The sequence below is a fragment of the Promicromonospora sp. NPDC057488 genome, from assembly GCF_042802395.1.
Lineage (GTDB): Bacteria > Actinomycetota > Actinomycetes > Actinomycetales > Cellulomonadaceae > Promicromonospora.
Genome location: NZ_JBHVEG010000043.1, coordinates 16,630 through 40,304, shown reverse-complemented (window position 1 = coordinate 40,304; position 23,675 = coordinate 16,630). Strand labels below are relative to the sequence as shown.

The window sequence follows — 23,675 nt, the reverse complement described above, 5'->3', positions numbered from 1 at the left end:
CCCACTGGCGTGCCGCCGTCCGCCCGCCGGGGTGAAAAGCAGGTGTGGTGCTAACGTGAAGCGCTCGGTAAATCGTCGCTTCATGTGTAAAGGAGTCCTGGCCTTCCCTGTGTGACCACCCGGCAGACCCGGGCGGAGCGGAGGGCCGTTGTGATGAGTACTTCAGAATCCACCAAGACCCTGCTGGGGCGTGTCCAGCACGCCGCACGCCGGGTCGAACGGGCCGCACGCGGCCCGCAGGACCACCGCGTCGGCACCGACCGGATCGTCTTCGGCGTCGCCGGCCTGATCGCGCTCGCGTTCATCGTGTGGGGCTTCGCCAGCCCCGACAGCCTCGGCTCGGTGGCCGACAGCGCGCTGAGCGCGGTCCTGAAGAACTTCGGCTGGCTGTTCGTCACCGCGGCCACCATCTTCACCGTCTTCGTGATCGTCGTGGCGATGGGCAAGTTCGGCAAGATCCCCCTGGGGCAGGACGGCGAGAAGCCCCAGTTCTCCACCCCGTCCTGGATCGCGATGATGTTCGCGACCGGCATGGGCATCGGCCTCATGTTCTACGGCGTGGGCGAGCCCCTGTACTTCTACATGGCGCCCCCGCCCGGCACCGTCGACGGGTCCACCCCCGCCGCCGCGTCCACCGCGATGGGGCAGACCCTGTTCCACTGGACCCTCTACCCCTGGGCGATGTACGCCATCGTGGGCCTCGGCATGGCCTACGGCACCTACCGCCTGGGCCGCGCGCAGCTGTTCAGCTCGATGTTCACCTCGCTGTTCGGCCGCAAGGCAGTCAACGGCGCGGGCGGCCGAGTCATCAACATCCTCGCGATCCTCGCGACCCTCTTCGGCTCCGCCTGCTCCCTGGGCCTCGGCGCCCTGCAGATCGGCGGCGGCATCCAGCACTCGGGCGTCATGGAGTCCGTCGGCACGGCCACGCTCGTGGTCATCATCGCCATCCTGACCTGCCTGTTCGTCCTCTCCGCCGTCTCCGGCATCGAGCGCGGCATCCAGTGGCTGTCCAACGCCAACATGTGGCTCGCGCTCCTGCTCGCGATCATCGTCTTCATCGGCGGACCCACGCTGTTCATCCTCAACGTGCTGCCCGCCTCGCTCGGCGCCTTCGTCGGCGACCTGCCTGAGATGGCCTCGCGGACCGCCGCGTCCGGCGACCAGGCGCTCGCGGACTGGATGGGCTCGTGGACCATCTTCTACTGGGCCTGGTGGGTGTCCTGGACGCCGTTCGTCGGCCCGTTCATCGCCCGCATCTCGCGCGGCCGCACGGTGCGCCAGTTCGTCACCGGCGTGCTGCTGGTGCCCTCGATCGTGTCGACCGTCTGGTTCGCGATCTTCGGCGGCGGCGCCATCGGCCTCCAGGAGCGCGCCGAGCAGGCGCAGGACACGGGCAAGGCCCTCGCCGCCTTCGGGGAGGGCGGGGCCGACATCAACTTCGACCTCATCTTCTTCCAGACGCTCGGTGCCCTGCCGGTGCCCGCCTGGGTGGGGGTCGCGCTGATGATCCTCGCGGTCGTGCTGGTGGCCATCTTCTTCGTCACCGGCGCCGACTCCGCCTCGATCATCATGGGTGGGCTCTCCGAGAACGGCGCCGAGAACCCCACCAAGAAGTCGGTGATCTTCTGGGGCGTCAGCACGGGTGCCGTGGCCGCGGCGATGCTGCTGGCCGGCGGCGACGATCCAGCCGCCGCGCTGAACGGCCTGAAGAACATCACCATCGTCTCGGCGCTGCCGTTCGTCGTGGTGATGCTCGTGCTCTGCGTGGCCCTGTGGAAGGACCTCTCCAGCGACCCGCTGGTCCTCAAACGGGAGCTCGCGGTGCAGGTGCTGGCCGAGACGGTCGACACCGGCGTCGAGAAGCACGACGGCGAGCCGTTCGAGCTCTCCACCTCGGCGTCGTCCGCCACGGAGGACGCCGACGACACCCCGGCCACCCCGGAGAACGGCGTGCCGGTGGTCGCCGACGGCGGTGTGATCGCCAAGGACTGATCGCCAAGGACTGAGGTGAAAATCCGTTGCCGGGCTCCGGCCCGGCAACGGAGCATCAGCCCATGACCGATCTCTCCCGCCTGCTCGCGGCGTACGACGAACAGCTCCGCACCGACGCGGAGACGCCCAGTGCCGTCTCCGTCACCCTGCTGGGGCCCCTGCGGCTCGTCACCTTCCTGGGCGGGCGGGGCTTCGTCACCTACCGCGACCTCGGCGGCGCCGACGAGGCGGGGGTGCGCGAGCTCGTCGACGGCACGGTGGCCCACTTCCGGGCCGACGGCGGCATCACGAAGGTCGAGTGGAAGACCCGCGGCCACGACCACGCGCCGGGGCTGCACGAGGCCCTGCTGGCGCACGGGTTCGAGCCCGAGGAGCCGGAGTCGATCATGATCGGCGACGCGGCGGCCCTCGCGGTCGACGTCCCGCTGCCCGACGGCGTCACCCTGCGCCGCGTCACCGAGGAGCCGGACGTCCGCGCCATGTGCGCCATGCAGGACGAGGTGTTCGGCAGCCCGGTCTCGGACAGGACGGCGAACGCCATCCTGCGCCGGCAGGCGATCGACCCGAGCATGGAGCTGTGGGTCGCGGAGGCCGACGGCCAGATCGTGACCGCGGGCCGGCTGGAGCCCGTGCCGGACACCGACTTCGCCGGGATCTGGGGCGGCAGCACCCGCACGGAGTGGCGCGGCCGCGGCATCTACCGGGCGCTGACGGCGGCCCGCGCGCGCTCGGCACTGGCGCAGGGCAAGAGCCTGATCAACAGCGACTCCACCGAGTACTCGCGTCCCATCCTGGAGCGCTACGGCTTCGCCAAGGTGTCGACCACGACGCCCTACGTCTGGGAGCGCTGACCGGCTGAGCCGGCCGACGCCGCCCCGTGCGACGCCGCCCCGGCCGGGCCCGGCCGGGGGCGTCAGTCCGCGCGCCGCCGGCCCATGATGTTGGCCGGCTCGCTGACGCCGGCGTACCGGAAGCCGGGCAGCAGGTCCACGAACCCCAGGCGCCGGTAGAGCACCTTGGCCCGGTCGTCCGGGTCGGCGGTGGTGGACAGCAGGACGTGGCGGTGCGGGGTCCGGTCGAGCAGGGCGCGCAGCAGCGCGGTCCCGAGGCCCCGGCCCTGGTACCCGGGCAGGATCTCCAGCTCGTTGAGCTCGAACGTGTCCACCGTCCACTCGCCGTGCCCGGCCCGGTCGAGCGCGGGTCCCACCTGCTGCGGCCACCAGTGGCCGGGCTGGTAGTCGAACCCGTACACGAAGCCCACCAGCGCGCCGTCCTCGAACGCGCCGAAGGTCAGCGCGCCGTCGTAGAGGGGCAGGTAGGCGAGCCGGGTGTCGCGGAAGTGGTCGCGGCGCTCGTCCGAGTAGCCGAAGGCGCGCTGGAAGATCCCGGCGATCTCGTCCGCGCGCCGCAGCACCTCGGAGGTCTCCAGCGCCCGGATCGTCATGTCGGCACGCTAGCGCCGTCCGTCGGGCTCGGCGCGAGGGACGACCGCGGCCAGATAGGTCGCGACCTCGGCGTCGGACCAGCCGTGCGCCTCGCGCAGGCCCGCCGAGATCATCGCCAGGTACGCCGCGGACGGCGCCGCGTGGGGCCGCCCCGCGTGCCCGTGCGGCGCGGTGAAGGTGAGCATCGGCAGCCCGTCCAGCCGCCCCACGGCGATGAGCGTCTCGTACCGGCCAGGCCCCGCGGTGTGGCGCGCGGTGCGGCGGCCCGCGACCCCCGAGCGCAGCCAGGCCTCCACCGGGTCGTCGGGTACGGGGGAGCGGTGCATCTCCTGGGCGGCGATGTCGGCGAGCTGGGCGGCCGTGATCCGGTACGCGCGGGCCGGCGTCGGGCCCTCGGCGTCGTGGTCGTAGAAGGCGGTACCGCCGCCCCACACGGCGGACTCGCCCGCGAACCAGAGCCGCCCGGGCAGGTGGACCGGCCGGTCCTCGCGGGGCGGGGTGCGGTCCCGGGCGCCGGGGTAGTGCCGCCGCGCGCCGGGCGGCCGGCCGCCCTGGAGGTAGCAGGCCAGCCGGGCCCGGGCCATGTTCGACCCGTAGCTCGCGTACCAGACCTCGGCGCTCAGCGGGCTCGCCTCGGACTGCTCGGTGCCAGGCACATGCCCGACACCGTACGTGGTATGCCACCGCCCGGGAACCGCGTGGCCGTGGGCCACGCATGACCCGGACCTGCCCAGGACGGAACCCAGGAGACCTCGCGCGCGTTGCCCAGGCGGAGTTGGACAAGCGTCCTAGACTCGATCTGGCAGGGATTCTTACGAGGCGGAGTGTGTGTCGTGGTTCAAGGCAAGGTCATCAGGTTCGACGAGGTTCGCGGCTACGGGTTCGTTGCACCGGACACCGGTGGCGACGACGTGTTCATCCACGTCAACGACCTCGAGTTCGACAAGCGCAACCTCGCCGTGGGTGCGGTCGTGGACTTCGCGGTGGAGGACGGCGACCGGGGCCTGAAGGCCTCCACGGTCACCCTGGTGGCACCGGCCCCAGCCCTGGCCCCGGCGATGACGGCGACCGCCGTCGGCGCGGGTGCGACGGCGGCGCCCGTCCCCACGTTCCTCCCGCCCCTGCCCGAGGCCGGTTCGCGGCCCGAGGGCGACGGTCCGTCCGAGCGTGAGTTCGCGGTCGAGGTGACCGAGGTGCTGCTCGCCGGAGTGCCCACCCTGACCGCCGAGCAGGTGCTCGCGACCCGCGGCGCCTTCGTCGCGGTGGCGCGTTCCCACGGATGGGTGTGAAATTTCACCCGAGGTGTTACCACTCTGTTTCCGTTCTTGATGTGCGGCGACGGCGCCGCTACGGAGCGATATCAGGTCGGTAACGATCAGATCCGCCAAACGGCGAACTAGGGCAAACCCTCCCATCGCGTGAGTAGCGTGAGCGGAAACCATGACGGTGACGGACATCTCACCCCCGTGCGCTGCGGCGTAGCGGGGGTGACCACGGCGCCGGCATTCCCCTGAGGAGGAACATTGAAGATCAGGCGACTGAGCGCCGCCGTCGCGGTGGCCGCCAGTGGCGCGCTGCTGTTCTCGGCGTGCACCAGCCCGGCGGGTAACGACGACCCGGCCGAAGGTGAGTCCACGGCGACGTCGGCCGCGGCCGACGGTCCGTGCAAGGCTGACCTCGGGGACGTCACCACCGCCGACGGTGAGATCAAGGTGTCGGTCGAGGACGAGTTCCTCGGCTACAACACGAACACCCCGGAGACCTACTCCACGTACAACAGCGCGGTGACCGAGCGCCTGTTCGGCGGCTTCTGGTACTTCGGCAACGACGGCTCCATCTGCACCGACGACGAGTACGGCACCTACGAGGCCACGTCCGAGGACCCGCTGCAGGTCCAGTACACCCTCAACGACGAGGCGGCCTGGTCGGACGGCACCCCGATCACCTACGCGGACTACCTGCTCGACTGGGCGGCCCAGGCCATCACCGAGGACGGCAAGGTCACCGACGACGGTTCCGAGACCCCGCTGTTCAACCACATCTCCGGACTGACGCTGGGTGACTACGTGCCCGAGGGTCCGCAGGCGGACTCCCCGGACGCCAAGTCGTTCACCTACGACTACGAGCGCGTCTACGCCGACTGGAAGATCCAGATCGGCTCGCCGTTCCCGGCCCACGTGGTCGCCGAGCAGGCGGGCGTCTCCACGGAGGAGCTCGTCACCGCGATCCAGGACCTCGACCTCGACGTCCTGAAGAAGGCCGCCAAGTTCTGGAACGAGGGCTGGCTGTCGCAGCCGGGCGACGTCCCGGACCCGGCGATCGCCCCCGTCAGCGGCCCGTACGACTTCAAGGCCGACGGCTGGGAGGCCGGCCAGTACATCACCCTCGAGGCGAACGACAAGTACTGGGGCACGCCCGCCGCGACCAAGGAGCTGACCTTCCGCTTCGTGGCCGCCGACGCGCAGATCCAGGCGCTCGCCAACGGTGACCTCGACGTCATCCAGCCGAACGGCCCGACCGTCGACACGGTGACGCAGCTCGAGCAGCTCGGTGACGCCGTCAAGGTGGACACCAACCAGAACCTGACCTGGGAGCACCTCGACTTCAACTTCAACTCGGGCATCTTCTCCGACTCGCTGGAGGCCCGTGAGGCGTTCGCGCTCTGCGTGCCGCGCCAGAAGATCGTGGACGACCTGATCAAGCCGATCGCCCCCGAGGCCGTCGTCATGGACGCCCGCGAGGTCTTCCCGTTCCAGGACAACTACGAGGCCACGGTCTCCGAGTCCTACGACGGCCGGTACGACGAGGTCGACATCGAGGGCGCCAAGGAGAAGTTCGCTGCCGCGGGCCTCAAGGAGGGCGAGAAGGTTCGCATCGGCTACGCCGCGCCGAACCCGCGTCGTGCCGCCGAGGTCGAGGCCATCAAGTCCTCGTGCGACCAGGTCGGCTTCGACATCGTCGACTCGGCCGCGCCGGACTTCTTCGACAAGGACCTGCCGAACGGTGACTACGAGGTCGCGCTGTTCGCCTGGGCCGGCTCGGGCCAGATCGCCTCGGGCGAGAACATCTACTCCTCCACCGGTCAGCAGAACTACGGTGGCTACTCCGACAAGACCGTGGACGAGGCCTGGAAGACGCTGGCCGGCACCACGGACGAGGCGGTGCACGCCGAGCAGACCGTGATCATCGAGAAGCAGCTGTGGGACACCCTGTTCGGTATCCCGCTGTTCGCCCACCCGGGCGTCATCGCCAGCAGCTCGAGCCTGGAGAACGTCCGCAACACCGCCGCTCAGAGCGGTGTGCTGTGGAACTCCGAGCAGTGGGCCCGCGCCTCCTGACGCGAGCCTGACGCAAGACCTGCGGGGAAGGGCGCCTCTGGTCCCTTCCCCGCAGGGCTGTTCGCTCCCGGTCAGGATTATTTCCAGTCCTGACCAGGGCGGATGGCAGCAATTTTCATCCTGTGTCCTATAGTGACACGCTGATCGCATTCCCCAGCAGACGCCGTGCTGCGTCCGCCTCGAAGGGCCCAACCCGTGCTCAAGTTCATCCTCCGGCGCGTCGGCGCCTCGGCGCTCGTCCTGCTCGGCGCCTCACTGCTCGTGTATGTCCTGACCATCAACTCGGGCGATCCGCTCAAGGACCTGCGCGAGTCCAACTCCCAGAACAAGCAGCAGCTCATCGACCAGCGGATCGCGCTGATGCGGCTCGACGATCCCTGGTACGAGCGCTACTGGGACTGGCTCAAGGGTGTCGGAGGCTGTTTCACCGGCAACTGTGACCTCGGCGTCACCGTGAACGGCGTCGACGTGCTCGGCCTGACGCAGCAGGCGGCCAGCTCCACGCTGCGCCTGGTGACCGTGGCCACGCTGCTCGCCATCGTCGTCGGCATCGCGCTCGGCATCCTCACCGCGATCCGGCAGTACTCGGGCTTCGACTACTCGATCACGTTCAGCGCGTTCCTCTTCTTCTCGCTGCCGGTCTTCTGGGCGGCCACGCTGCTCAAGGAGTTCGCGGCCATCCAGTACAACAACTGGATCGCCGACGGGCACTATGCGCCGTTGACCATAGTGATAGTCGCCGTGGTGGCGGCCTTCCTGCTCCAGGCGGTGCTCGGCGGTACCAGGAAGCGCAGGCTCCTGACGGCGGCGGCCGTGTTCGCGTTCGTCATGGTCGTCCTCTTCGTCTTCAACGCCCTCGACTGGTGGCGCAACCCGATGTTCGGCATCGGCGGCGTGCTCGTCGTCTCGCTCGCCGCGGGTGTGCTCGTGACCTCGCTCGTCGCCGGCATCCGCAACCGGCGCGCGCTCTACGCGGCGCTCACCACCGCCGCGGTCGGCACGATCTCCTACCTCGCGTTCGCGCCGCTCCTGGTCAACAGCCCGAGCTGGCTGCTGCTGGGCGGGCTGTTCGTGCTCGCCGTGCTCGTCTCGGTGGGGATCGGCGCCGCCTGGGGCGGCTACGCCCGCAAGCAGGCCATGCTGATCACCGGGATCACGGGTGTCATCACCAGCCTCGTGGTCGTGGCGGACATCCTCATCGCGCACTGGTCCACCTTCCTGGGCATCAAGTCGCGCCCGATCTCGACGATCGGCTCGCAGACGCCGAACTTCACCGGTGAGTTCTGGGAGCAGGTGCTCGACATGGGCACGCAGATCCTGCTGCCGACCATCCTGCTCACCCTGGTCTCCGTGGCGAGCTACTCGCGGTACACGCGGTCCTCCATGCTGGAGACGCTGAACCAGGACTACGTGCGCACCGCACGGTCCAAGGGTCTGTCCGAGCGCGAGGTCATCGTCAAGCACGCGTTCCGCAACGCGCTGATCCCGATCACCACGATCATCGCGTTCGACTTCGCGGGCATCATCGGCGGCGCGATCATCACGGAGCAGGTGTTCGGCTGGAAGGGCATGGGTGCCCTGTTCCAGGACGGCCTGAACGCCGTCGACCCGGCGCCGGTGATGGCGTTCTTCCTCGTCACGGGCATTGCGGCCGTGCTGATGAACCTGCTGGCAGACATCGCGTACGCGGCCCTCGACCCCCGGATCCGGCGCTGAGCGCGGGCCACGGCAGGAGACACAGACATGAGTGACATCAGGAACAGCAACCCCGGCGGCGAGGACTACGAGCCGCAGGTCACCGCCTCCGGCGTCGACGCCGTCGGCCTCGCGGCCGGCGGCTCCGCCGACCCGCTGCCCGGCGAGGACAAGTCCTACAGCCAGGGCCAGCTCGTCGCGCGCCGGTTCTTCCGGCACCGGGCCGCCCTCACCTCGATGATCGTGCTGGGCATCATCATCGTGGTGGCGTTCACGTCCATCGGCGTCGGCGACATCCCCGGCTGGTGGCCCAAGGACTACAGGCTCCAGTACGACAAGATCGGGGACGGCGCGCCCACCTGGGAGTACCCCTTCGGTCAGGACACCGGCGGCAAGGACTACTTCGCGCTGGTCATGCGCGGCACGCAGTTCTCGCTGATCATCGCGTTCGCCGTCGGCATCATCTCCACGATCGTGGGCACGCTCATCGGTGCGCTGGCGGGGTTCTACCGCGGGTGGCTCGAGTCGATCCTCATGCGGGTGACCGACGTCTTCATCGTCATCCCGCTGCTGGTGATCGCGGCCGTGCTCGGCAAGACGGCCTCGAGCTGGGGCATCCTCGGCCTGGCCCTCGTGCTCGGCCTCGTCACCTGGACGAGCCTGGCCCGCCTGGTGCGCGGTGAGGTGCTCTCGCTGCGCGAGCGTGACTTCGTGCTCGCCGCCCAGGCGGTCGGCACCGGCCCCTGGCGCATCATCACGCGGCACGTGCTGCCCAACGCCGTCGGCGTGATCATCGTGTCCGCGACGCTCTCGATCTCGGCGGCGATCCTGCTCGAGACGTCGCTGAGCTTCCTCGGGTTCGGCGTCCAGGCGCCCGACACCTCGCTGGGCACCCTCATCAACGACTACCAGGCCGCCTTCGCGACGCGGCCGTGGCTGTTCTGGTGGCCGGGCCTGATGATCCTGACCATCGCCCTGTGCGTGAACTTCATCGGCGACGGCCTGCGCGACGCGTTCGACCCCCGCCAGAACCGGACCAAGGACTGAGAATGACGACTCTCGACATCAGCGCCTCCGGCCCTGCCACGGCGACCGGCGACGCCGTCCTCGCCTTCGAGGACCTCACCGTCACCTTCAAGACCGAGTTCGGCGACGTGCACGCCGTCAAGGGCATCGACCTGGAGGTCCGGCCCGGCGAGGTCGTCGCGCTCGTGGGCGAGTCCGGCTCGGGCAAGTCCGTCACGTCGATGACGGCGCTCGGCCTGCTGCCCCGCAACGCGCGCGTCGGCGGCACCATCCGCGTGGGCGACAAGGTGGTGGGCGGCCTCGACGGCCGCGGCCTGCGCAACATGCGCGGCAACGACGTGGCCATGGTCTTCCAGGAGCCCATGACCGCGCTGAACCCGGTGCTCACCATCGGTGACCAGCTCACCGAGGGCCTGCAGCTGCACGGCATCGCCTACGGCAAGCAGGCGACGGCGCGGGCCGCCGAGCTGCTCGCCATGGTCGGCATCCCCGAGCCCGAGCGCCGGCTCAAGCAGTACCCGCACGAGCTGTCCGGCGGTCAGCGGCAGCGCGTCGTCATCGCCATGGCGATCGCGTGCGACCCCAAGGTGATCATCGCCGACGAGCCCACCACCGCCCTCGACGTGACCGTGCAGGCCGACATCCTCGACCTGCTGCGCTCGCTCAAGGACAAGCTGAACACCGGCATCCTGCTGATCACCCACAACATGGGCGTCGTGGCCGACATGGCCGACCGCGTCGCCGTCATGCTCAAGGGTGACCTCGTGGAGACGGGCACCGCCGACCAGGTGCTCAACCACCCGCGGCACGAGTACACCAAGCGCCTGCTGGCCGCCGTGCCCCACCTGGGGTCCGGACCGGGCCAGTTCGGCGACGTCGCGCCCGTGGAGGCCGCACCCGAGGACCTGCCCGCGCTCGACCTGAACAACCTCGTCATCGAGTACCACCGCCTGGGCAAGCCCACCTTCCGGGCCGTCGACGACGTGTCGCTGTCGGTGGCGCAGGGCGAGATCGTGGGCCTCGTGGGCGAGTCGGGCTCCGGCAAGTCCACGATCGCCAAGTGCGCGCTGGGCCTCATCCCCGCGGCCTCCGGCTCGGCGTCGATCCTCGGGACCGACTTCGGCAAGCTGCGCGGCAAGGAGCTCAAGGCCCTGCGCAAGCGCATCGGCGTCGTCTTCCAGGACCCGGCGTCGTCCCTCAACCCGCGCTTGCCGATCGGTGACGTGATCGCGGAGCCGCTGGTGGTGCACAAGGAGGGCGACGAGCGGTCGCGGCGCCGTCGTGTGCTGGAGCTGCTCGACGCCGTCGAGCTGCCCCGCAGCGTCTACAACCGCTACCCGCACGAGCTCTCCGGTGGCCAGCGCCAGCGTGTGAGCATCGCCCGCGCGCTCACGCTCGACCCCGAGCTGCTGGTCGCGGACGAGCCGACGTCCGCCCTGGACGTGTCCGTGCAGGCCAACGTGCTGAAGATGTTCACGTCGCTGCAGGAGCGGTACAAGTTCGCGTGCCTCTTCGTCAGCCACGACCTCGCGGTGATCGACCTGCTCGCCCACCGCGTGGTGGTGCTGCAGAACGGCCGCATCGTGGAGCAGGGCCCCCGCGAGGAGGTGCTGCACCACCCCCGCGAGGAGTACACGCAGCGGCTCATCGCGGCCGCCCCGGTGCCGGAGCCGCTGGAGCAGCGGCGCCGGCGCGAGGCGCGGCACGCGCTGCTGAACAAGCTCGGCGAGGACGTCGCGGAGCTGCACGTCGACGAGGGCTACGAGCGTCCCGCGCCGCGCCAGGACGAGGGCAGCAACTCGTCCGGCCTCGGCGGCCTCATGGGCGGCAGCTGACCACCAGCCCCTGAACGTGTCAGACCCTCAGGTCACCATGGTGACCTGAGGGGCTGACACGTTGTGCTCGGGCTACTCGGTGGCGTCCACCGTGATGCGGACCTCGCCCGGGGGCAGCCGCGTCTCGGCATCGACCCAGGCGGCCTCGTCGCGCAGCCACACCCGGTCGTCCACGTGCACCCCGACGGCCTGCGTGGACTGCGCCGTCGCGACGGCCCACTGGCCGGTCGCCCAGCCGCCGCGCTGGGGGTCGTCGGGCGTCAGGGGCGTGGCGTCGACCGTCACGGTGGCCGACGCCGGGTCCTGCCGGTTCGGGTCCGCCGCGCCGGTCGCGGGCGCGAGCCCGAGGTCCCGGCCCAGCCGGCCCGCCACCGCGTCCCGGGCGGCGTCGGGGGTGACCTGGTCCGCGTCGGCGACGGGCGCGAGCTCGCACGACAGGGCCGCGGGGGAGTTGCCGGTCAGGGCGGAGGCCCAGGCGCGTGACCGCGTCTCGTGCTGCGCGTAGGCGTCGGGGTAGGCGGAGCGCTGCACGGTCTGCGCGGCGTCCGTCACCTCCATGTCCTCGTACCCCTCGACCTCGACCAGCACGTCGTAGAAGGCGTTGGTCGAGTACACCGGGTCGAGGATCTGCTGGGGGTCGCCCCAGCCCTGGGACGGCCGCTGCTGGAACAGCCCCACCGAGTCCCGGTCGCCGTAGTCGATGTTGATGAGCTTGGACTCCTGCAGCGCCGTGGCCAGGCCGATCGTGGCCGCCCGGGCCGGCAGGCCGCGGGCGACGGCGGTGCCGGCCACCAGCGCCGCGTTGTCCGCCTGGTTGGGCGAGAGATACCAGTTCGAGCCGTCGAGCACGGCGGTGCAGCGTTCGGTGACGGGCCCGGACCCCGTCAGCCGGTTCAGCCCGACGACGACGCCCACCGTGGCGACCGCGCACACGGCGCAGACCGTCACGATGTACTTCAGGGCGCGCCCCAGCTGCCGTCGCGGCGGGGGGCCGTCGACGGGTGGCGGGACCGAAGGGCCGGTCTCAGCCAGGATGGCCATACGTGCTCCCTGTCGTCCGGGGCGGTACCAGAAGGGCCACGAATTGTAATCCGCCTGGTCAGGGATGGTGCAAAACGGGGTACGGGGGCGCCTCAGTTGGCGTGCAGCACCTCGTTGAGCTCGATGCCGACGCCGGTCCGGTCGAGCACCTCGACGGCGCCCGTGGTGGAGTTCCGGCGGAAGAGCAGGTTGCTGCGGCCCGCGAGGTCGCGCGCCTTGACGGGGGCGGTGCCGTCACCGTACGGGTCGGCGGCCGCGCCGAGCACCGTCACCTTGGTGCCGGCGGTCAGGTACAGGCCGGCCTCGACCACGCAGTCGTCGCCGAGGGGGATGCCGAGGCCCGCGTTCGCGCCCAGCAGGCAGCGCTCGCCGAGCGACACGACCTGCTTGCCGCCGCCGGACAGGGTGCCCATGATCGAGGCGCCACCGCCGACGTCGGACCCGTCGCCCACGGTGACCCCGGCCGAGATGCGGCCCTCGACCATGGACACGCCGAGCGTGCCGGCGTTGAAGTTGACGAAGCCCTCGTGCATCACGGTGGTGCCGGGGGCGAGGTACGCGCCCAGGCGGACCCGGTCGGCGTCGGCGATCCGGACGCCCGACGGGACGAGGTAGTCGACCATGCGGGGGAACTTGTCCACGCCGAACACGGTGACGTGGCCGCGGGCGCGCAGGCGCAGCCGGGTCTCCTCGAAGCCCTCGACCGCGCACGGGCCGGCGCTGGTCCAGACCACGTTCGTCAGGGCGCCGAAGATGCCGTCCATGTTGAGGCCGTGCGGCTTGACCAGGCGGGCCGAGAGCAGGTGCAGGCGCAGGTAGGCGTCCGGCACGCTCTTCGGCGGGTCGGCGAGGTCGATCTGCGTGGTCACGATCTCCAGCCGGACGCCGCGGACGTCGTCCGCGCCTGCGGCCGCCGCGAGTGCCTCGGGCGGGACGGCGCCGGCGGGCGCGTCGCCGAGGGCGGGCTCCGGGTACCAGGTGTCGAGGGTGGTGCCGTCGTCGGCGATCGTGGCAAGGCCGAAGCCCCATGCGGTCGTCATGCCTCCAGCCTAACGGCCAGGACGAGCGCCTAGGCTTGCCCTGTGGACAACGCGATCGACCCTGCCCTGCTCGACCCGTCCGGCGAGGGGGCCGACCTCGTCGCCCTCACCCGGATCCTGTGCGACATCCCGTCCGTCAGCGGCGACGAGAAGGCCCTCGCCGACACGATCGAGGCGGTCCTGCGGGCCTGCCCGCACCTGGACGTGCTGCGCGACGGCGACGCCCTGGTGGCCCGGACGCACCTCGGCCGGGACCGGCGCGTGGTGGTGGCCGGCCACATCGACACCGTGCCGATCGCGGACAACCTGCCGACCCGCCTGGTCGAGCAGGACGGCGCGACCGAGCTCTGGGGCCGCGGCACCGTGGACATGCTCGGCGGGGTCGCCGTCGCGCTCGCCCTGGCGGTGGAGCTCGGGGCGCCCGGCACCGCGCCCGCGCACGACCTGACGTGGATCTTCTACGACCACGAGGAGGTCGACTCCGCGCTGAACGGCCTGGGCCGCCTGGCGCGCAACCACCCGGAGCTGCTGCGGGGCGACTTCGCGATCCTGGGCGAGCCGTCGAACGCCGGCATCGAGGGCGGCTGCAACGGCACGATGCGGATCGAGGTGCGCACGCACGGCGTCGCCGCGCACTCGGCGCGGGCGTGGACGGGCGAGAACGCGATCCACGCGGTCGCGCCCGTGCTGACCCGGCTCGCGGCCTACGCGCCGCGCGAGGTCGAGGTGGACGGACTGGTCTACCGCGAGGGCCTGAACGCCGTGCGGATCGACGGCGGCATCGCGGGCAACGTCATCCCCGACGCCTGCACGGTGGAGGTGAACTATCGTTTCGCCCCCTCGCGCTCCGTGGCCGAGGCGGAGGCCCACCTGCGGGAGGTCTTCGAGGGCTTCGAGGTGCTCGTGACGGACGCCGCGGGCGGCGCCCGGCCCGGCCTCGACGACCCGCTGGCGGCCCAGTTCGTGCAGTCGGTGCTGGCCACGACGGGTGGCGCGCCCGCCCCCAAGTACGGGTGGACGGACGTGGCCCGGTTCGCCGAGCTCGGGGTGCCCGCGGTCAACTTCGGTCCGGGCGACCCGCTCCTCGCGCACAAGGACGACGAGCACCTCCCCGTCGCGCAGCTCGCGCAGTGCCGCGACGCGCTGCGAGCCTGGCTGCTCGACGACTAGTTTGGTCGCATGAGCGACGACGGCATTCCACAGTCCGGCCGCGGCTATCGCCGTGGTCCGGTGCTCCTGCGCGGGAACCAGATCCCCCGCACCACGACGGACCAGCGCCTCCTGGCACCCGACCAGGACACCGACTGGCTGCACTCGGACCCCTGGCGGGTGCTGCGCATCCAGAGCGAGTTCGTGGAGGGTTTCGGCGCGCTCGCCGAGCTGGGCGAGGCGGTCTCGGTGTTCGGCTCCGCACGCACCAAGCCCGGCCACGCCGACTACGTCGCGGGCGAGACCGTGGGCCGGCTGCTGGTCGAGGCGGGCTACGCCGTCATCACGGGCGGCGGGCCCGGCATCATGGAGGCCGCGAACAAGGGTGCGGCGGAGGCCGGCGGTACGTCGGTCGGTCTCGGTATCGAGCTGCCCTTCGAACAGGGCGTCAACGAGTACGTGAATCTCGGTATCAACTTCCGGTACTTCTTCGCGCGAAAGACGATGTTCCTGAAGTACGCGCAGGGATTCATCGTGATGCCCGGAGGATTCGGCACCTTCGACGAGCTCTTCGAGGCCGTCACCCTGGTGCAGACCCACAAGGTGACGCAGTTCCCGATCGTCCTGGTGGGAAAGAAGTACTGGGGCGGGCTCCTGGAGTGGGTCCGGACGACGGCTCTGGAGCACGGTGTCATCAGCGCCGCCGACCTCGACATCATCCACCTGACCGACGACCCCGCCGACGCCGTGCGGCACGTGGTCGACCGGGCCCACCAGATCGCGGCCGAGCAGGCGGCGCTGCAGGCCGCGGCCGCCGCGGAGCGCGCCACGGAGCAGGCGTCGGCCGCGGGCCGCCACGACGCCGTCGTGGGCAACTCCTAGGTGGACCACCCGGAAGCCCCCGCCGACGCGGTGCCGCCTCCGTCCGCCCCGCTGGTGCTGCGCGGGCGTGCGGTCGGACGGGACGGGCGCACCGTGCGCCCGGTGGTGATGGCGGTGCTGAACCGCACCACCGACTCGTTCTACGCGCCCGCGCGCGTGCCCGACGACGCCGCGGCGCTGGCCGCCGCGGAACGTGCGTACGCCGACGGCGCCGAGATCCTCGACGTCGGCGGCGTGCGGGCCGGCAACGGAACGCCGGTCGACGAGGCGGAGGAGATCCGCCGCGTCGTGCCGTTCGTGGCCGCGGTGCGCCGCGCCGTGCCCGACCTGCTCGTCTCGGTCGACACCTGGCGCGCCGGGGTGGCCCGCGCGGCGATCGACGCCGGGGCGGACCTGATCAACGACACCTGGGCGGGCCACGACCCCGGCCTGGTGGAGGTGGCGGGCGCGGCCGGTGTCGGCGTCGTCTGCTCGCACACGGGCGGGGCCGTGCCGCGCACGGACCCGTACCGCGTGGAGTACCCCTCGACCGACGACGACGGGGGCGACGCGCTGCTGGCCGACGTCGTGGCCACCCTGCGGGCCGCCGCCGAGCGGGCCGTGGCCTGCGGTGTGCCGCGGGAGTCCGTGCTCGTGGACCCGACCCACGACTTCGGCAAGAACACGTGGCACTCGCTGCACCTTCTGCGGCGCACGGGCGCCCTCGCGGGGCTGGGCTTCCCGCTCCTGATGGCGCTGTCCCGCAAGGACTTCGTGGGGGAGACGCTCGACCTGCCGCCCGAGGAGCGCCTGGAGGGCACGCTCGCCGCGACGGCGGTCGCCGCGTGGCTCGGTGCCCGGGTCTTCCGGGCGCACGACGTGACCGCGACCCGCCGGGTGCTCGACCTCGTGGCGGCCGTGCGCGACGAGGCGCCGCCCGCCGCCGCGCTGAGGGGTCTCGCCTGAGCCCACGCACGATTCGAGCGGCTTCCCGGCACCCGATCCGGTGAAGCGCCACGAATGGGCGAGTGGAAAGTAAGGGGCGCCATTTGAACTAGAATGGCTCTGTGCCCTCGGCGTTCGCCGGAGACATGAATGCTGCTACACACCGGACAACGGAATGGGAGAGCCACACATGGCTGCGATGAAGCCGCGAACGGGTGACGGACCGCTCGAGGTCACCAAGGAGGGGCGCGGCATTGTCATGCGTGTGCCGCTCGAGGGCGGCGGTCGGCTCGTCGTCGAGCTCAACGCGACCGAGGCGAGCGAGCTCGGGGACGCACTCCAGACCGTCGTCGGCTGAACTCTTTCGACGGTCGTCCGCCGCGGGGACCAGCCTCTTCGAGGGTCAGCGGCGGACGGCCAGCAGCAGGCCGTCCCCGCTCGGCAGCATGGCGGGGAGCACCCGCTCGTCGTTGCGCAGCGTCCGGCCCACCTCGCGGACCACGGTGGTGAGCTCGTCGCGGCGCGCGGGGTCCGCCACCCGGTCGCGCAGCAGCGCACCGTCGACGGCGAGCACACCGCCCGGGCGCAGCAGGCGCAGGGCCTCGTCGACGTACTCGGGGTAGGCCAGCGGGTCGCTGGCCACCAGCACCAGGTCGTAGGCGCCGTCGGCCAGCCGGGGCAGCACGTCCGCGGGCCGGCCGGGGATGATCCGGGTCCGCTGCGGGGCCACGCCGTCCTCGGCGAACGCCGTCCGCGCGGCCCGCTGGTGCTCGACCTCGCGGTCGATCGTGGTGAGCTGGCCGTCGGCCGGCATGCCGCGCAGCAGCCACAGCGCGGCCACGCCGGCGCCGGTGCCCACCTCGACCACGGCGTGCGCGTTCGAGGCGGCGGCGAGCACCCGCAGCACCGCGCCCACCCCCGGCAGGACGGCCGGGCAGCCCAGCTCCGAGGCGCGTTCGCGGGCGCGCAGCAGCACCTCGTCCTCGGGGACGAAGGCCTCGCTGTAGACCCAGGCCGCGACCTTGCCGTGGCCTGATGGCTCCGCTGTGCTGATGGCTTCCTCCGCTGAACCGGGCAGTTGTGTACATCACGTGCGGCGTCAGGGTACAGCCCGTGGGAACGCCTGGGCTTTGACGTACGTTGAGAGGACGATGACTTCCGTGAGCACTCGACCAGCAGCAGACGCATCCGCGTCGGCACCCTCCGGGGCCGGCGCCGCCGACCTGCCCTGGCAGCCGCCGACCTGGGAAGCGATCGTGCGGGAGCACTCCGCACGCGTCTACCGGCTCGCCTACCGGCTGACCGGTAACAAGCAGGACGCCGAGGACCTGACCCAGGAGACGTTCATCCGGGTTTTCCGCTCGCTGTCGAGCTACACCCCGGGCACGTTCGAGGGCTGGCTCCACCGCATCACGACCAACCTGTTCCTGGACCAGGCGCGCCGCAAGAAGCGCATCCGCATGGAGGCGATGGGTGACGACGACGGCCACGTCGCCGACACCGGTGACTTCGGCCGCCCGGAGCGCGGCTACGAGCACGCCAACCTGGACCAGGACGTGCAGAAGGCGCTCGACGCCCTGCGCCCCGAGTACCGCGCCGCGGTGGTGCTGTGCGACATCGAGGGACTGAGCTACGAGGAGATCGCCGTGACCCTGGGCGTCAAGCTCGGCACCGTCCGCTCCCGTATCCACCGTGCCCGTGCCCAGCTCCGCGACGCGCTGGAGCACCTGGCCCCGACGCGCGGCGGCGTGCGATGAGCCACCTGGGCGACCTCGTCAGCGCGCTGGCTGACGGGCAGCTCTCGCCCGCGGACACGGAGCGCGCCCTGGCCCACGTGACGATGTGCCGGCTGTGCGCCCGCGAGCTCGACACCGCCCGCGCGGCCCGCCGCGCGCTCTCGTCCGCCGCCGACGTGATGCCCGACCCGGCCCTCACGGCCCGGCTGATGGCGCTCCAGGCGAGCATCCCGCCCACCGACGAGGACCCGCTGCGCCGCCCGTTCCTGGGCCCGGACCCGCTGGCCGCGCCGGTGTGGTCGGCCTCGGCGTTCGACGGCTTCGACGGCCGGATCGACCGTCCGGCGCGCCGCCGCCGGGCCGCCCGGATCACCGCCCTCGGCGTGGGCGGCGCGGGCGTGCTGGGCCTGGCCCTGTTCACGCTCGGCGACGTGCCCGTGGTCTCCCCGCAGCTCTCGGCGCAGACCAGCATGACGATGCTCGGCCGCACCGGGCCCGACGCCGCGGCGGCGGGCCAGGACGTGCTGGCCGGCCTCGATGTCGACGCCGACCAGGTGACGCCCGCCGCGCTCGACTGGGTCGCGGACAACGGCTGGGTGGCACCCGCCGACCTGCCCGACGGCTACTCGGTCTCGGCCATGCGGCTGGTGGGCGACGAGGGCCAGACCCTGGAGATCGACCTGACCGGTCCCTCCGGGCACGCGGTGGTCCGCGAGCGGGCCGGCCAGCTGGCCCGGAGCGGCACCACGGTGGGCGGCGTGCAGGTGCTCGCCACGGAACCCGCACACGTGGCATGGCAGTCCGACGACATGGTGGTCGACGTGGTCGCCGACGCGCCCGAGGAGGTACTGACCGAGCTCGTGGCGTCCTTCGGTGAGCATGGCTACGATGCCGGGGTCCTGCCCCGCATCGCCCGCGGGTGGCACACCGTGACAGGAGCCATCGAAAGCCCATGACCGACGAGAACCCGTTCGCGCCCCCCACACCGCGCGCAGCAGTGCCCCCCGCGAACGAGCCGGCGGTCCCGGCCCCGGGGAGCACGCCCGAACCCGCGCCCGGGGGAGCGCCGGCCGAGCGGCCGGCAGAGACGACGTCGGCGCAGCAGCACCCGACCCAGCAGCTTCCGGCGCGGCCCGCCGACCGGCCCACCGCACAGCTTTCGACGACGGGCTACCTGACCACGCTGCCGGCGCCGTCGGCCGCCGGTGCCCACGAGCCGGGGTCCCACGGGTCCGGCTCCCACGAGTCCGGCTCGCACGCCCCGGGACACGACTCCGCGGCCGGGCACCCCGGTACCGCGCACGACCCCGGGCCCTACGGCACCGCGCAGCCGCCCCGGTCGCGCCGCGGCCGGCTCGGCGCGGGCACGGTGTCCGCCGTCGTGCTGCTCGGCCTGCTCGCCGGCGCGGCCGGCGGGGTGGGCGCGTACGCGCTGCTGGACTCCCGCACCGCGGCGCGCCCGGCGGACGCCGCGCTGCCGCAGCACGCCGCGGGGACCACCCAGGTGGAGCGTCCCGAGGGCTCGGTCGCCGCGATCGCCGCGGCCGCGCTGCCGAGCGTGGTCTCGATCGAGGTGCGCGCCCCGCAGGGCGTGGCGACCGGGTCGGGCATGATCCTCAAGTCCGAGGGCTACATCCTCACGAACAACCACGTGGTCGCCGAGGCGGCCTCCGGGGCCGACGTGACCGTGACGTTCTCCGACGGGCACGAGCAGCCCGCCGAGCTCGTGGGGGCCACGCCGGACTACGACCTGGCCGTCATCCGGGTCGACGAGACCGGCCTGGAGCCGCTCGTGCTGGGCGACTCCGACGACGTCGTGGTGGGCGACTCCGTGCTCGCCGTCGGCTCGCCGCTCGGCCTGGAGGCCACGGTCACCACGGGCATCGTCAGCGCGCTGCACCGCCCCGTGAAGGCGGGCGAGTCCGCGGAGGCGGCGTTCATCGACGCCATCCAGACGGACGCCGCGATCAACCCCGGCAACTCCGGCGGCCCGCTCGTGAACTCGGCGGGCGAGGTCATCGGCATCAACTCGGCCATCGCGCAGGGGCCGGGCACAACCACGGCCACCGGCAACATCGGCCTCGGCTTCGCCATCCCGTCCAACCAGGCCCGGCACACGGCCGAGCAGCTCATCGAGACGGGCTCGGCGACGTTCCCGATCATCGGCGTCCTGCTCGACCCGGCCTACCAGGGCGAGGGCGTCCAGGTGTCCCAGGAGCCGCAGCAGGGCACGCCCGCCGTGACGCCGGACGGTCCTGCCGACCAGGCAGGCATCAAGCCGGGCGACGTGATCCTCTCCGTGGACGGCCGGCCCGTGTCGGTCGCGGACGAGCTGATCGTCGCGATCCGCGCCAAGGCCCCGGGCGACCCGGTGACGCTCCAGGTGCGGTCCGGCAAGAACGAGCGCGAGGTCCGCGTGGTGCTCGAAGAGCGGTCGAGCGGCCAGTGAACGGGGTTCATCCGGCGTTCTCCGGGCTGTCCCGCGACGCGAGTAGGCTCTGACCCGTGTTCGGTATCAACGGCTGGGAGTTCGTGATCATCATCGTGATCGCGATGCTCGTCATCGGCCCTGAGCGGCTGCCCACCTATGCGGAACAGCTCGGCGCGATGGTGCGCCGTGGCCGCGACCTGCTCCAGAACGCGAAGGCGCGGGTCGACGACGAGCTCGGGCCGGAGTTCAGCGACGTGGACTGGTCCAAGCTCGACCCGCGCCAGTACGACCCGCGCAAGATCGTGCGGGACGCCCTGCTGGACGACAGCCCGTCGGAGTACTCGCGGTCCGCCGCCGCGCAGGCAGCGGACGGCGTGGCGGCACGGAACGGCATGTCAGCGACGTCGGCCGGCCCGGCCGCGGAACCCGGGAAGGCACCGTACGACGACGAAGCGACCTGAGGATTCGGTGAGCGTGGACGGACCTGCCAGAATGTGGGCCATGTCGTCCTTCACCTCGACCGCGCCGGAACCAGCTGCTGTGGCCGACGTCCCCACCCGGAAGCGCATCTTCTCCGGGATGCAGCCCACCGACGGTTCCCTCCACCTGGGCAACTACATCGGTGCGTTGTCCCAGTGGATCGCGCTGCAGGACTCCTACGACGCGCTCTACTGCGTCGTGGACCTGCACGCGCTGACGGTCAACCCCGACCCGGCGCTGCTGCGCGAGCGCACCCGGCGCACGGCCGCGCAGTACCTGGCGGGCGGCATCGACCCGGAGCGGTCCATCCTCTTCGTGCAGTCGCACGTCGCTGCCCACGCCGAGCTGGCGTGGCTGCTGAGCTGCCAGACCGGCTTCGGCGAGGCCGGCCGGATGACGCAGTTCAAGGACAAGTCCGCCAAGCAGGGCAGCGAGGGCACCACGGTCGGGCTCTTCACCTACCCCGTGCTCATGGCGGCCGACATCCTGCTGTACGACGCCGGCCTGGTCCCCGTGGGCGAGGACCAGCGTCAGCACCTGGAGCTCACCCGGGACCTCGCGGAGCGCCTGAACACCCGCTTCGGCGAGGGCACCGCCGTCGTGCCGGACGCGCACATCGTCAAGGCCGTGGCCAAGATCCAGGACCTGCAGGACCCGAGCGCCAAGATGAGCAAGTCCAGCACGGGCGGCAAGGGCGTCGTCTGGCTGCTGGAGGACCCGAAGAAGGCGGTCAAGGCCATCAAGTCGGCCGTGACCGACGCCGACGAGGCGTACGGCGTGCGCTTCGACCCGGCCGAGAAGCCGGGCATCTCGAACCTGCTGACGATCTTCTCGGCCGTGACCGGCCGCGACATCGACGAGATCGCCAAGGAGTACGACGGCCGCGGCTACGGCTACCTCAAGGTGGACCTGGCCGACGCCGTCGTCGCCTTCCTCGAGCCGTTCCAGGCCCGCGCCAACACCTACCTGGCCGACCCGGCCGAGCTCGACCGCGTGCTGGCCGACGGCGCCGACCGGGCCCGCGCCATCGCCCGACCCGTCCTGGACCGGCTGTACGAACGGTTCGGGCTGCTCCCCGTCCGAGGCACCCGGTGAACCTGCCCGAGCGTGGACCCGGCCAGGTCCGCATCGGGATCGCGATCGAGATCCCGGAGCCCTACGCCGCGCAGCTCAGCGCGGCGCGGGTGGCTGCCGACGACCCGCTCGCGAACTTCATCCCCCCGCACATCACGCTGCTGGGGCCCACGCTGATCGACCTCGGGCAGCTCGCCGAGGCGCGCGATCACCTGGCGACCGTGGCGGCCGCCGCGTCGCCCTTCACGGTGCGGCTGCGGGGCACGGCCACGTTCCGGCCCGTCTCGCCCGTGGTGTTCGTGGCCCTGGCGCAGGGCATCGCGGAGTGCGAGCGGCTCGAGGCGAGCGTCCGCTCCGGGATCCTCGACGGGGACCTGCGGTTCAACTACCACCCGCACGTGACCATCGCGCACGAGGTGGCGGACGCCGACCTCGACAAGGCCTTCGAGGCCATGGCGGACTACTCCGCGGAGTTCGACGTCGACCGGTTCTACCAGTACGAGCACGGCGACGACGGGATCTGGCGGCCCCAGGCGGCCTTCCAGCTCGGCCGGGTCTGACCCGGACGCCGCCGCCCCGCCTGCCCGGGTCCACGGCCCGCACGACACACCCGCGCGCCTGACAGGGCCGGTTCGCCGGTCGCCGTCTACTCTTCCCGGGTGAAGCGGTTGATCGAGCGGGGGCAGGCGCTCTGGGCGCGCTGGGAGGCGACCCGGCCCGGCCGCGCGGTGGCCCGGTTCAACACGGCGAACGGCGCCGTGCTCAGCGGCGGCATGGCCTACGCCGCGCTGTTCTCGCTGTTCGCGGCCCTCGCGATCGGCTACACGGTGTTCGTGCGGGTGCTCGGCGGCGATGCCGACCTGCGCGTCGCGGTGCTGGACCAGATCGACACGTGGGTGCCGGGGCTCGTCGACACCGGCCACGGCGGCGTGCTGTCGCCGGCCGACCTCGTGATCTCCACCGGCCTGAGCTGGACCTCGGTCGTCGCCGCCCTGGTGCTGCTGTGGTCCGCCACGAACTTCATGGGCGCCCTGCGCACGTCGGTGCGGGCCATGTTCGGGGAGACGAACGGCCACGGCAACCCCGTCACCGACCGCCTGCGGCAGCTCCTGGGCTTCGTGCTGCTCGGCGTCGGCGTGCTGGTCACCGCGGCCGCCAGCGTGGCGGTCTCGGCGGCCGTGCCTTGGACCCTGGAGAGCCTCGGGCTGGACGGCGGCGCGGTGTCTTTCGCGGTGCGCGCGGGCGGCGCGCTGGTGACCCTGGCGCTGGACGCGGTCGTCGTGGCCGCCGTCGTGCGGTACGTGGGCAGCGTCCGGTCCGACTGGCGGGAGCTGATGTACGGCTCGCTCGCGGTGGGCGTCGTCGCCGGCGCGCTGCGCTACCTCGGCACCGAGGTGATCTCGAACGCCGCCGCCCGCAACGCCCTGCTGGCGTCGTTCGCGGTGGTGGTGACCATCCTGGTGCTGGTCAACCTGCTGGCCAGGGTGCTGCTCATGGCCTGCGCCTGGATGGCCGACCCGCCGCCCGCCGGGAACGAGGACGGGGCGGCATAGGACCCGCAGGTCCCATGCCGCCCCGTTCTCC

General features: G+C 71.9%; 23 protein-coding genes. 18 read left to right on the top strand and 5 right to left on the bottom strand.

Going from position 1 to position 23,675, the window contains the following annotated elements:
* The first annotated feature begins 153 nt into the window (after positions 1-153).
* Both ACFU5G_RS11545 and ACFU5G_RS11540 read left to right on the top strand, forming a co-directional pair.
* Positions 154-1,995, top strand: coding sequence for a BCCT family transporter (locus ACFU5G_RS11545; RefSeq protein WP_377243984.1), 1,842 nt, complete (start codon positions 154-156; stop codon positions 1,993-1,995).
* Between the two features lie 62 nt (positions 1,996-2,057).
* On the top strand, positions 2,058-2,846 hold the full coding sequence (locus ACFU5G_RS11540) for a GNAT family N-acetyltransferase (RefSeq protein WP_377243981.1): 789 nt from the start codon (positions 2,058-2,060) through the stop codon (positions 2,844-2,846).
* Between the two features lie 62 nt (positions 2,847-2,908).
* Here the strand turns inward: ACFU5G_RS11540 and ACFU5G_RS11535 are convergent, their stop codons facing one another.
* Together ACFU5G_RS11535 and ACFU5G_RS11530 are read right to left on the bottom strand one after the other, a co-directional pair.
* Positions 2,909-3,439: a GNAT family N-acetyltransferase gene (locus tag ACFU5G_RS11535; protein WP_377243978.1), complete on the bottom strand. Its 531-nt coding sequence runs from the start codon at positions 3,437-3,439 to the stop codon at positions 2,909-2,911.
* Between the two features lie 9 nt (positions 3,440-3,448).
* Complete coding sequence (locus ACFU5G_RS11530) at positions 3,449-4,096, bottom strand: histone deacetylase (RefSeq protein WP_377243975.1); 648 nt, start codon at positions 4,094-4,096, stop codon at positions 3,449-3,451.
* Between the two features lie 177 nt (positions 4,097-4,273).
* Here ACFU5G_RS11530 and ACFU5G_RS11525 point away from each other — a divergent pair, with 177 nt between their 5' ends.
* From ACFU5G_RS11525 to ACFU5G_RS11505, 5 genes are all read left to right on the top strand, one after another.
* A complete protein-coding gene (locus ACFU5G_RS11525) occupies positions 4,274-4,729 on the top strand; it encodes a cold-shock protein (protein ID WP_377243972.1) in 456 nt (151 codons plus the stop codon).
* 234 nt (positions 4,730-4,963) lie between these two features.
* Positions 4,964-6,778 (top strand): ABC transporter family substrate-binding protein, encoded by a 1,815-nt coding sequence (locus ACFU5G_RS11520; protein ID WP_377243969.1) that lies wholly within the window; start codon positions 4,964-4,966, stop codon positions 6,776-6,778.
* Between the two features lie 195 nt (positions 6,779-6,973).
* Positions 6,974-8,494 (top strand): ABC transporter permease, encoded by a 1,521-nt coding sequence (locus ACFU5G_RS11515; protein WP_377243966.1) that lies wholly within the window; start codon positions 6,974-6,976, stop codon positions 8,492-8,494.
* A gap of 27 nt (positions 8,495-8,521) precedes the next feature.
* Complete coding sequence (locus tag ACFU5G_RS11510; RefSeq protein ID WP_377243963.1) at positions 8,522-9,520, top strand: ABC transporter permease; 999 nt, start codon at positions 8,522-8,524, stop codon at positions 9,518-9,520.
* A 2-nt stretch (positions 9,521-9,522) separates the two neighbouring features.
* Positions 9,523-11,334 (top strand): ABC transporter ATP-binding protein, encoded by a 1,812-nt coding sequence (locus ACFU5G_RS11505; RefSeq protein WP_377243960.1) that lies wholly within the window; start codon positions 9,523-9,525, stop codon positions 11,332-11,334.
* Positions 11,335-11,406: 72 nt separating this feature from the next.
* Here the strand turns inward: ACFU5G_RS11505 and ACFU5G_RS11500 are convergent, their stop codons facing one another.
* Together ACFU5G_RS11500 and dapD are read right to left on the bottom strand one after the other, a co-directional pair.
* A complete protein-coding gene (locus tag ACFU5G_RS11500) occupies positions 11,407-12,375 on the bottom strand; it encodes a hypothetical protein (protein ID WP_377243957.1) in 969 nt (322 codons plus the stop codon).
* Positions 12,376-12,467: 92 nt separating this feature from the next.
* Positions 12,468-13,415, bottom strand: coding sequence for a 2,3,4,5-tetrahydropyridine-2,6-dicarboxylate N-succinyltransferase (gene dapD / locus ACFU5G_RS11495; RefSeq protein WP_377243954.1), 948 nt, complete (start codon positions 13,413-13,415; stop codon positions 12,468-12,470).
* 42 nt (positions 13,416-13,457) lie between these two features.
* Between dapD and dapE the strand changes: the two genes are divergently transcribed.
* The 4 genes from dapE (at position 13,458) to ACFU5G_RS11475 (ending at position 16,728) form a co-directional block, all read left to right on the top strand.
* Positions 13,458-14,585 carry a succinyl-diaminopimelate desuccinylase gene (gene dapE, locus ACFU5G_RS11490; protein ID WP_377243951.1) on the top strand — a complete coding sequence of 376 codons (1,128 nt, stop codon included), beginning with the start codon at positions 13,458-13,460 and terminating at the stop codon, positions 14,583-14,585.
* 9 nt (positions 14,586-14,594) lie between these two features.
* Positions 14,595-15,446 (top strand): TIGR00730 family Rossman fold protein, encoded by an 852-nt coding sequence (locus ACFU5G_RS11485; protein ID WP_377243948.1) that lies wholly within the window; start codon positions 14,595-14,597, stop codon positions 15,444-15,446.
* Positions 15,447-16,391 (top strand): dihydropteroate synthase, encoded by a 945-nt coding sequence (folP, locus tag ACFU5G_RS11480; RefSeq protein ID WP_377243945.1) that lies wholly within the window; start codon positions 15,447-15,449, stop codon positions 16,389-16,391.
* Between the two features lie 169 nt (positions 16,392-16,560).
* Complete coding sequence (locus ACFU5G_RS11475) at positions 16,561-16,728, top strand: DUF3117 domain-containing protein (RefSeq protein ID WP_084467633.1); 168 nt, start codon at positions 16,561-16,563, stop codon at positions 16,726-16,728.
* Positions 16,729-16,773: 45 nt separating this feature from the next.
* On the opposite strand, the gene ACFU5G_RS11470 is transcribed toward ACFU5G_RS11475, so the two are convergent.
* Positions 16,774-17,346 (bottom strand): O-methyltransferase, encoded by a 573-nt coding sequence (locus ACFU5G_RS11470; protein ID WP_020013387.1) that lies wholly within the window; start codon positions 17,344-17,346, stop codon positions 16,774-16,776.
* 175 nt (positions 17,347-17,521) lie between these two features.
* Here ACFU5G_RS11470 and sigE point away from each other — a divergent pair, with 175 nt between their 5' ends.
* From sigE to ACFU5G_RS11435, 7 genes are all read left to right on the top strand, one after another.
* Positions 17,522-18,127, top strand: coding sequence for an RNA polymerase sigma factor SigE (sigE, locus tag ACFU5G_RS11465; RefSeq protein WP_377243942.1), 606 nt, complete (start codon positions 17,522-17,524; stop codon positions 18,125-18,127).
* Positions 18,124-19,062: a zf-HC2 domain-containing protein gene (locus ACFU5G_RS11460; protein ID WP_377243939.1), complete on the top strand. Its 939-nt coding sequence runs from the start codon at positions 18,124-18,126 to the stop codon at positions 19,060-19,062. Before sigE ends, ACFU5G_RS11460 begins: the two co-directional genes overlap by 4 nt.
* On the top strand, positions 19,059-20,555 hold the full coding sequence (locus ACFU5G_RS11455) for a trypsin-like peptidase domain-containing protein (protein ID WP_377243936.1): 1,497 nt from the start codon (positions 19,059-19,061) through the stop codon (positions 20,553-20,555). Before ACFU5G_RS11460 ends, ACFU5G_RS11455 begins: the two co-directional genes overlap by 4 nt.
* 56 nt (positions 20,556-20,611) lie before the next feature.
* Positions 20,612-20,998, top strand: a complete 387-nt coding sequence (locus ACFU5G_RS11450; RefSeq protein ID WP_377243933.1) for a twin-arginine translocase TatA/TatE family subunit — start codon at positions 20,612-20,614, stop codon at positions 20,996-20,998.
* Between the two features lie 40 nt (positions 20,999-21,038).
* The gene (gene trpS / locus ACFU5G_RS11445) at positions 21,039-22,112 is read left to right on the top strand and encodes a tryptophan--tRNA ligase (RefSeq protein WP_377243930.1); all 1,074 of its coding nucleotides are present in this window, start codon (positions 21,039-21,041) and stop codon (positions 22,110-22,112) included.
* Positions 22,109-22,651, top strand: a complete 543-nt coding sequence (locus ACFU5G_RS11440) for a 2'-5' RNA ligase family protein (protein WP_377243927.1) — start codon at positions 22,109-22,111, stop codon at positions 22,649-22,651. The genes trpS and ACFU5G_RS11440 overlap by 4 nt, the downstream gene beginning before the upstream one ends.
* 99 nt (positions 22,652-22,750) lie before the next feature.
* On the top strand, positions 22,751-23,644 hold the full coding sequence (locus ACFU5G_RS11435; RefSeq protein WP_377243924.1) for a YihY/virulence factor BrkB family protein: 894 nt from the start codon (positions 22,751-22,753) through the stop codon (positions 23,642-23,644).
* The last annotated feature ends 31 nt before the right edge of the window (positions 23,645-23,675 follow it).

Coding starts and splice junctions, on each gene's coding strand:
- ACFU5G_RS11545 (WP_377243984.1), top strand. CDS start 154: ATGAGTACTTCAGAATCCACCAAGACCCTGCTGGGGCGTGTCCAGCAC.
- ACFU5G_RS11540 (WP_377243981.1), top strand. CDS start 2,058: ATGACCGATCTCTCCCGCCTGCTCGCGGCGTACGACGAACAGCTCCGC.
- ACFU5G_RS11535 (WP_377243978.1), bottom strand. CDS start 3,439: ATGACGATCCGGGCGCTGGAGACCTCCGAGGTGCTGCGGCGCGCGGAC.
- ACFU5G_RS11510 (WP_377243963.1), top strand. CDS start 8,522: ATGAGTGACATCAGGAACAGCAACCCCGGCGGCGAGGACTACGAGCCG.
- ACFU5G_RS11505 (WP_377243960.1), top strand. CDS start 9,523: ATGACGACTCTCGACATCAGCGCCTCCGGCCCTGCCACGGCGACCGGC.
- ACFU5G_RS11500 (WP_377243957.1), bottom strand. CDS start 12,375: ATGGCCATCCTGGCTGAGACCGGCCCTTCGGTCCCGCCACCCGTCGAC.
- dapD (WP_377243954.1), bottom strand. CDS start 13,415: ATGACGACCGCATGGGGCTTCGGCCTTGCCACGATCGCCGACGACGGC.
- ACFU5G_RS11485 (WP_377243948.1), top strand. CDS start 14,595: ATGAGCGACGACGGCATTCCACAGTCCGGCCGCGGCTATCGCCGTGGT.
- ACFU5G_RS11475 (WP_084467633.1), top strand. CDS start 16,561: ATGGCTGCGATGAAGCCGCGAACGGGTGACGGACCGCTCGAGGTCACC.
- sigE (WP_377243942.1), top strand. CDS start 17,522: ATGACTTCCGTGAGCACTCGACCAGCAGCAGACGCATCCGCGTCGGCA.
- ACFU5G_RS11460 (WP_377243939.1), top strand. CDS start 18,124: ATGAGCCACCTGGGCGACCTCGTCAGCGCGCTGGCTGACGGGCAGCTC.
- ACFU5G_RS11455 (WP_377243936.1), top strand. CDS start 19,059: ATGACCGACGAGAACCCGTTCGCGCCCCCCACACCGCGCGCAGCAGTG.
- trpS (WP_377243930.1), top strand. CDS start 21,039: ATGTCGTCCTTCACCTCGACCGCGCCGGAACCAGCTGCTGTGGCCGAC.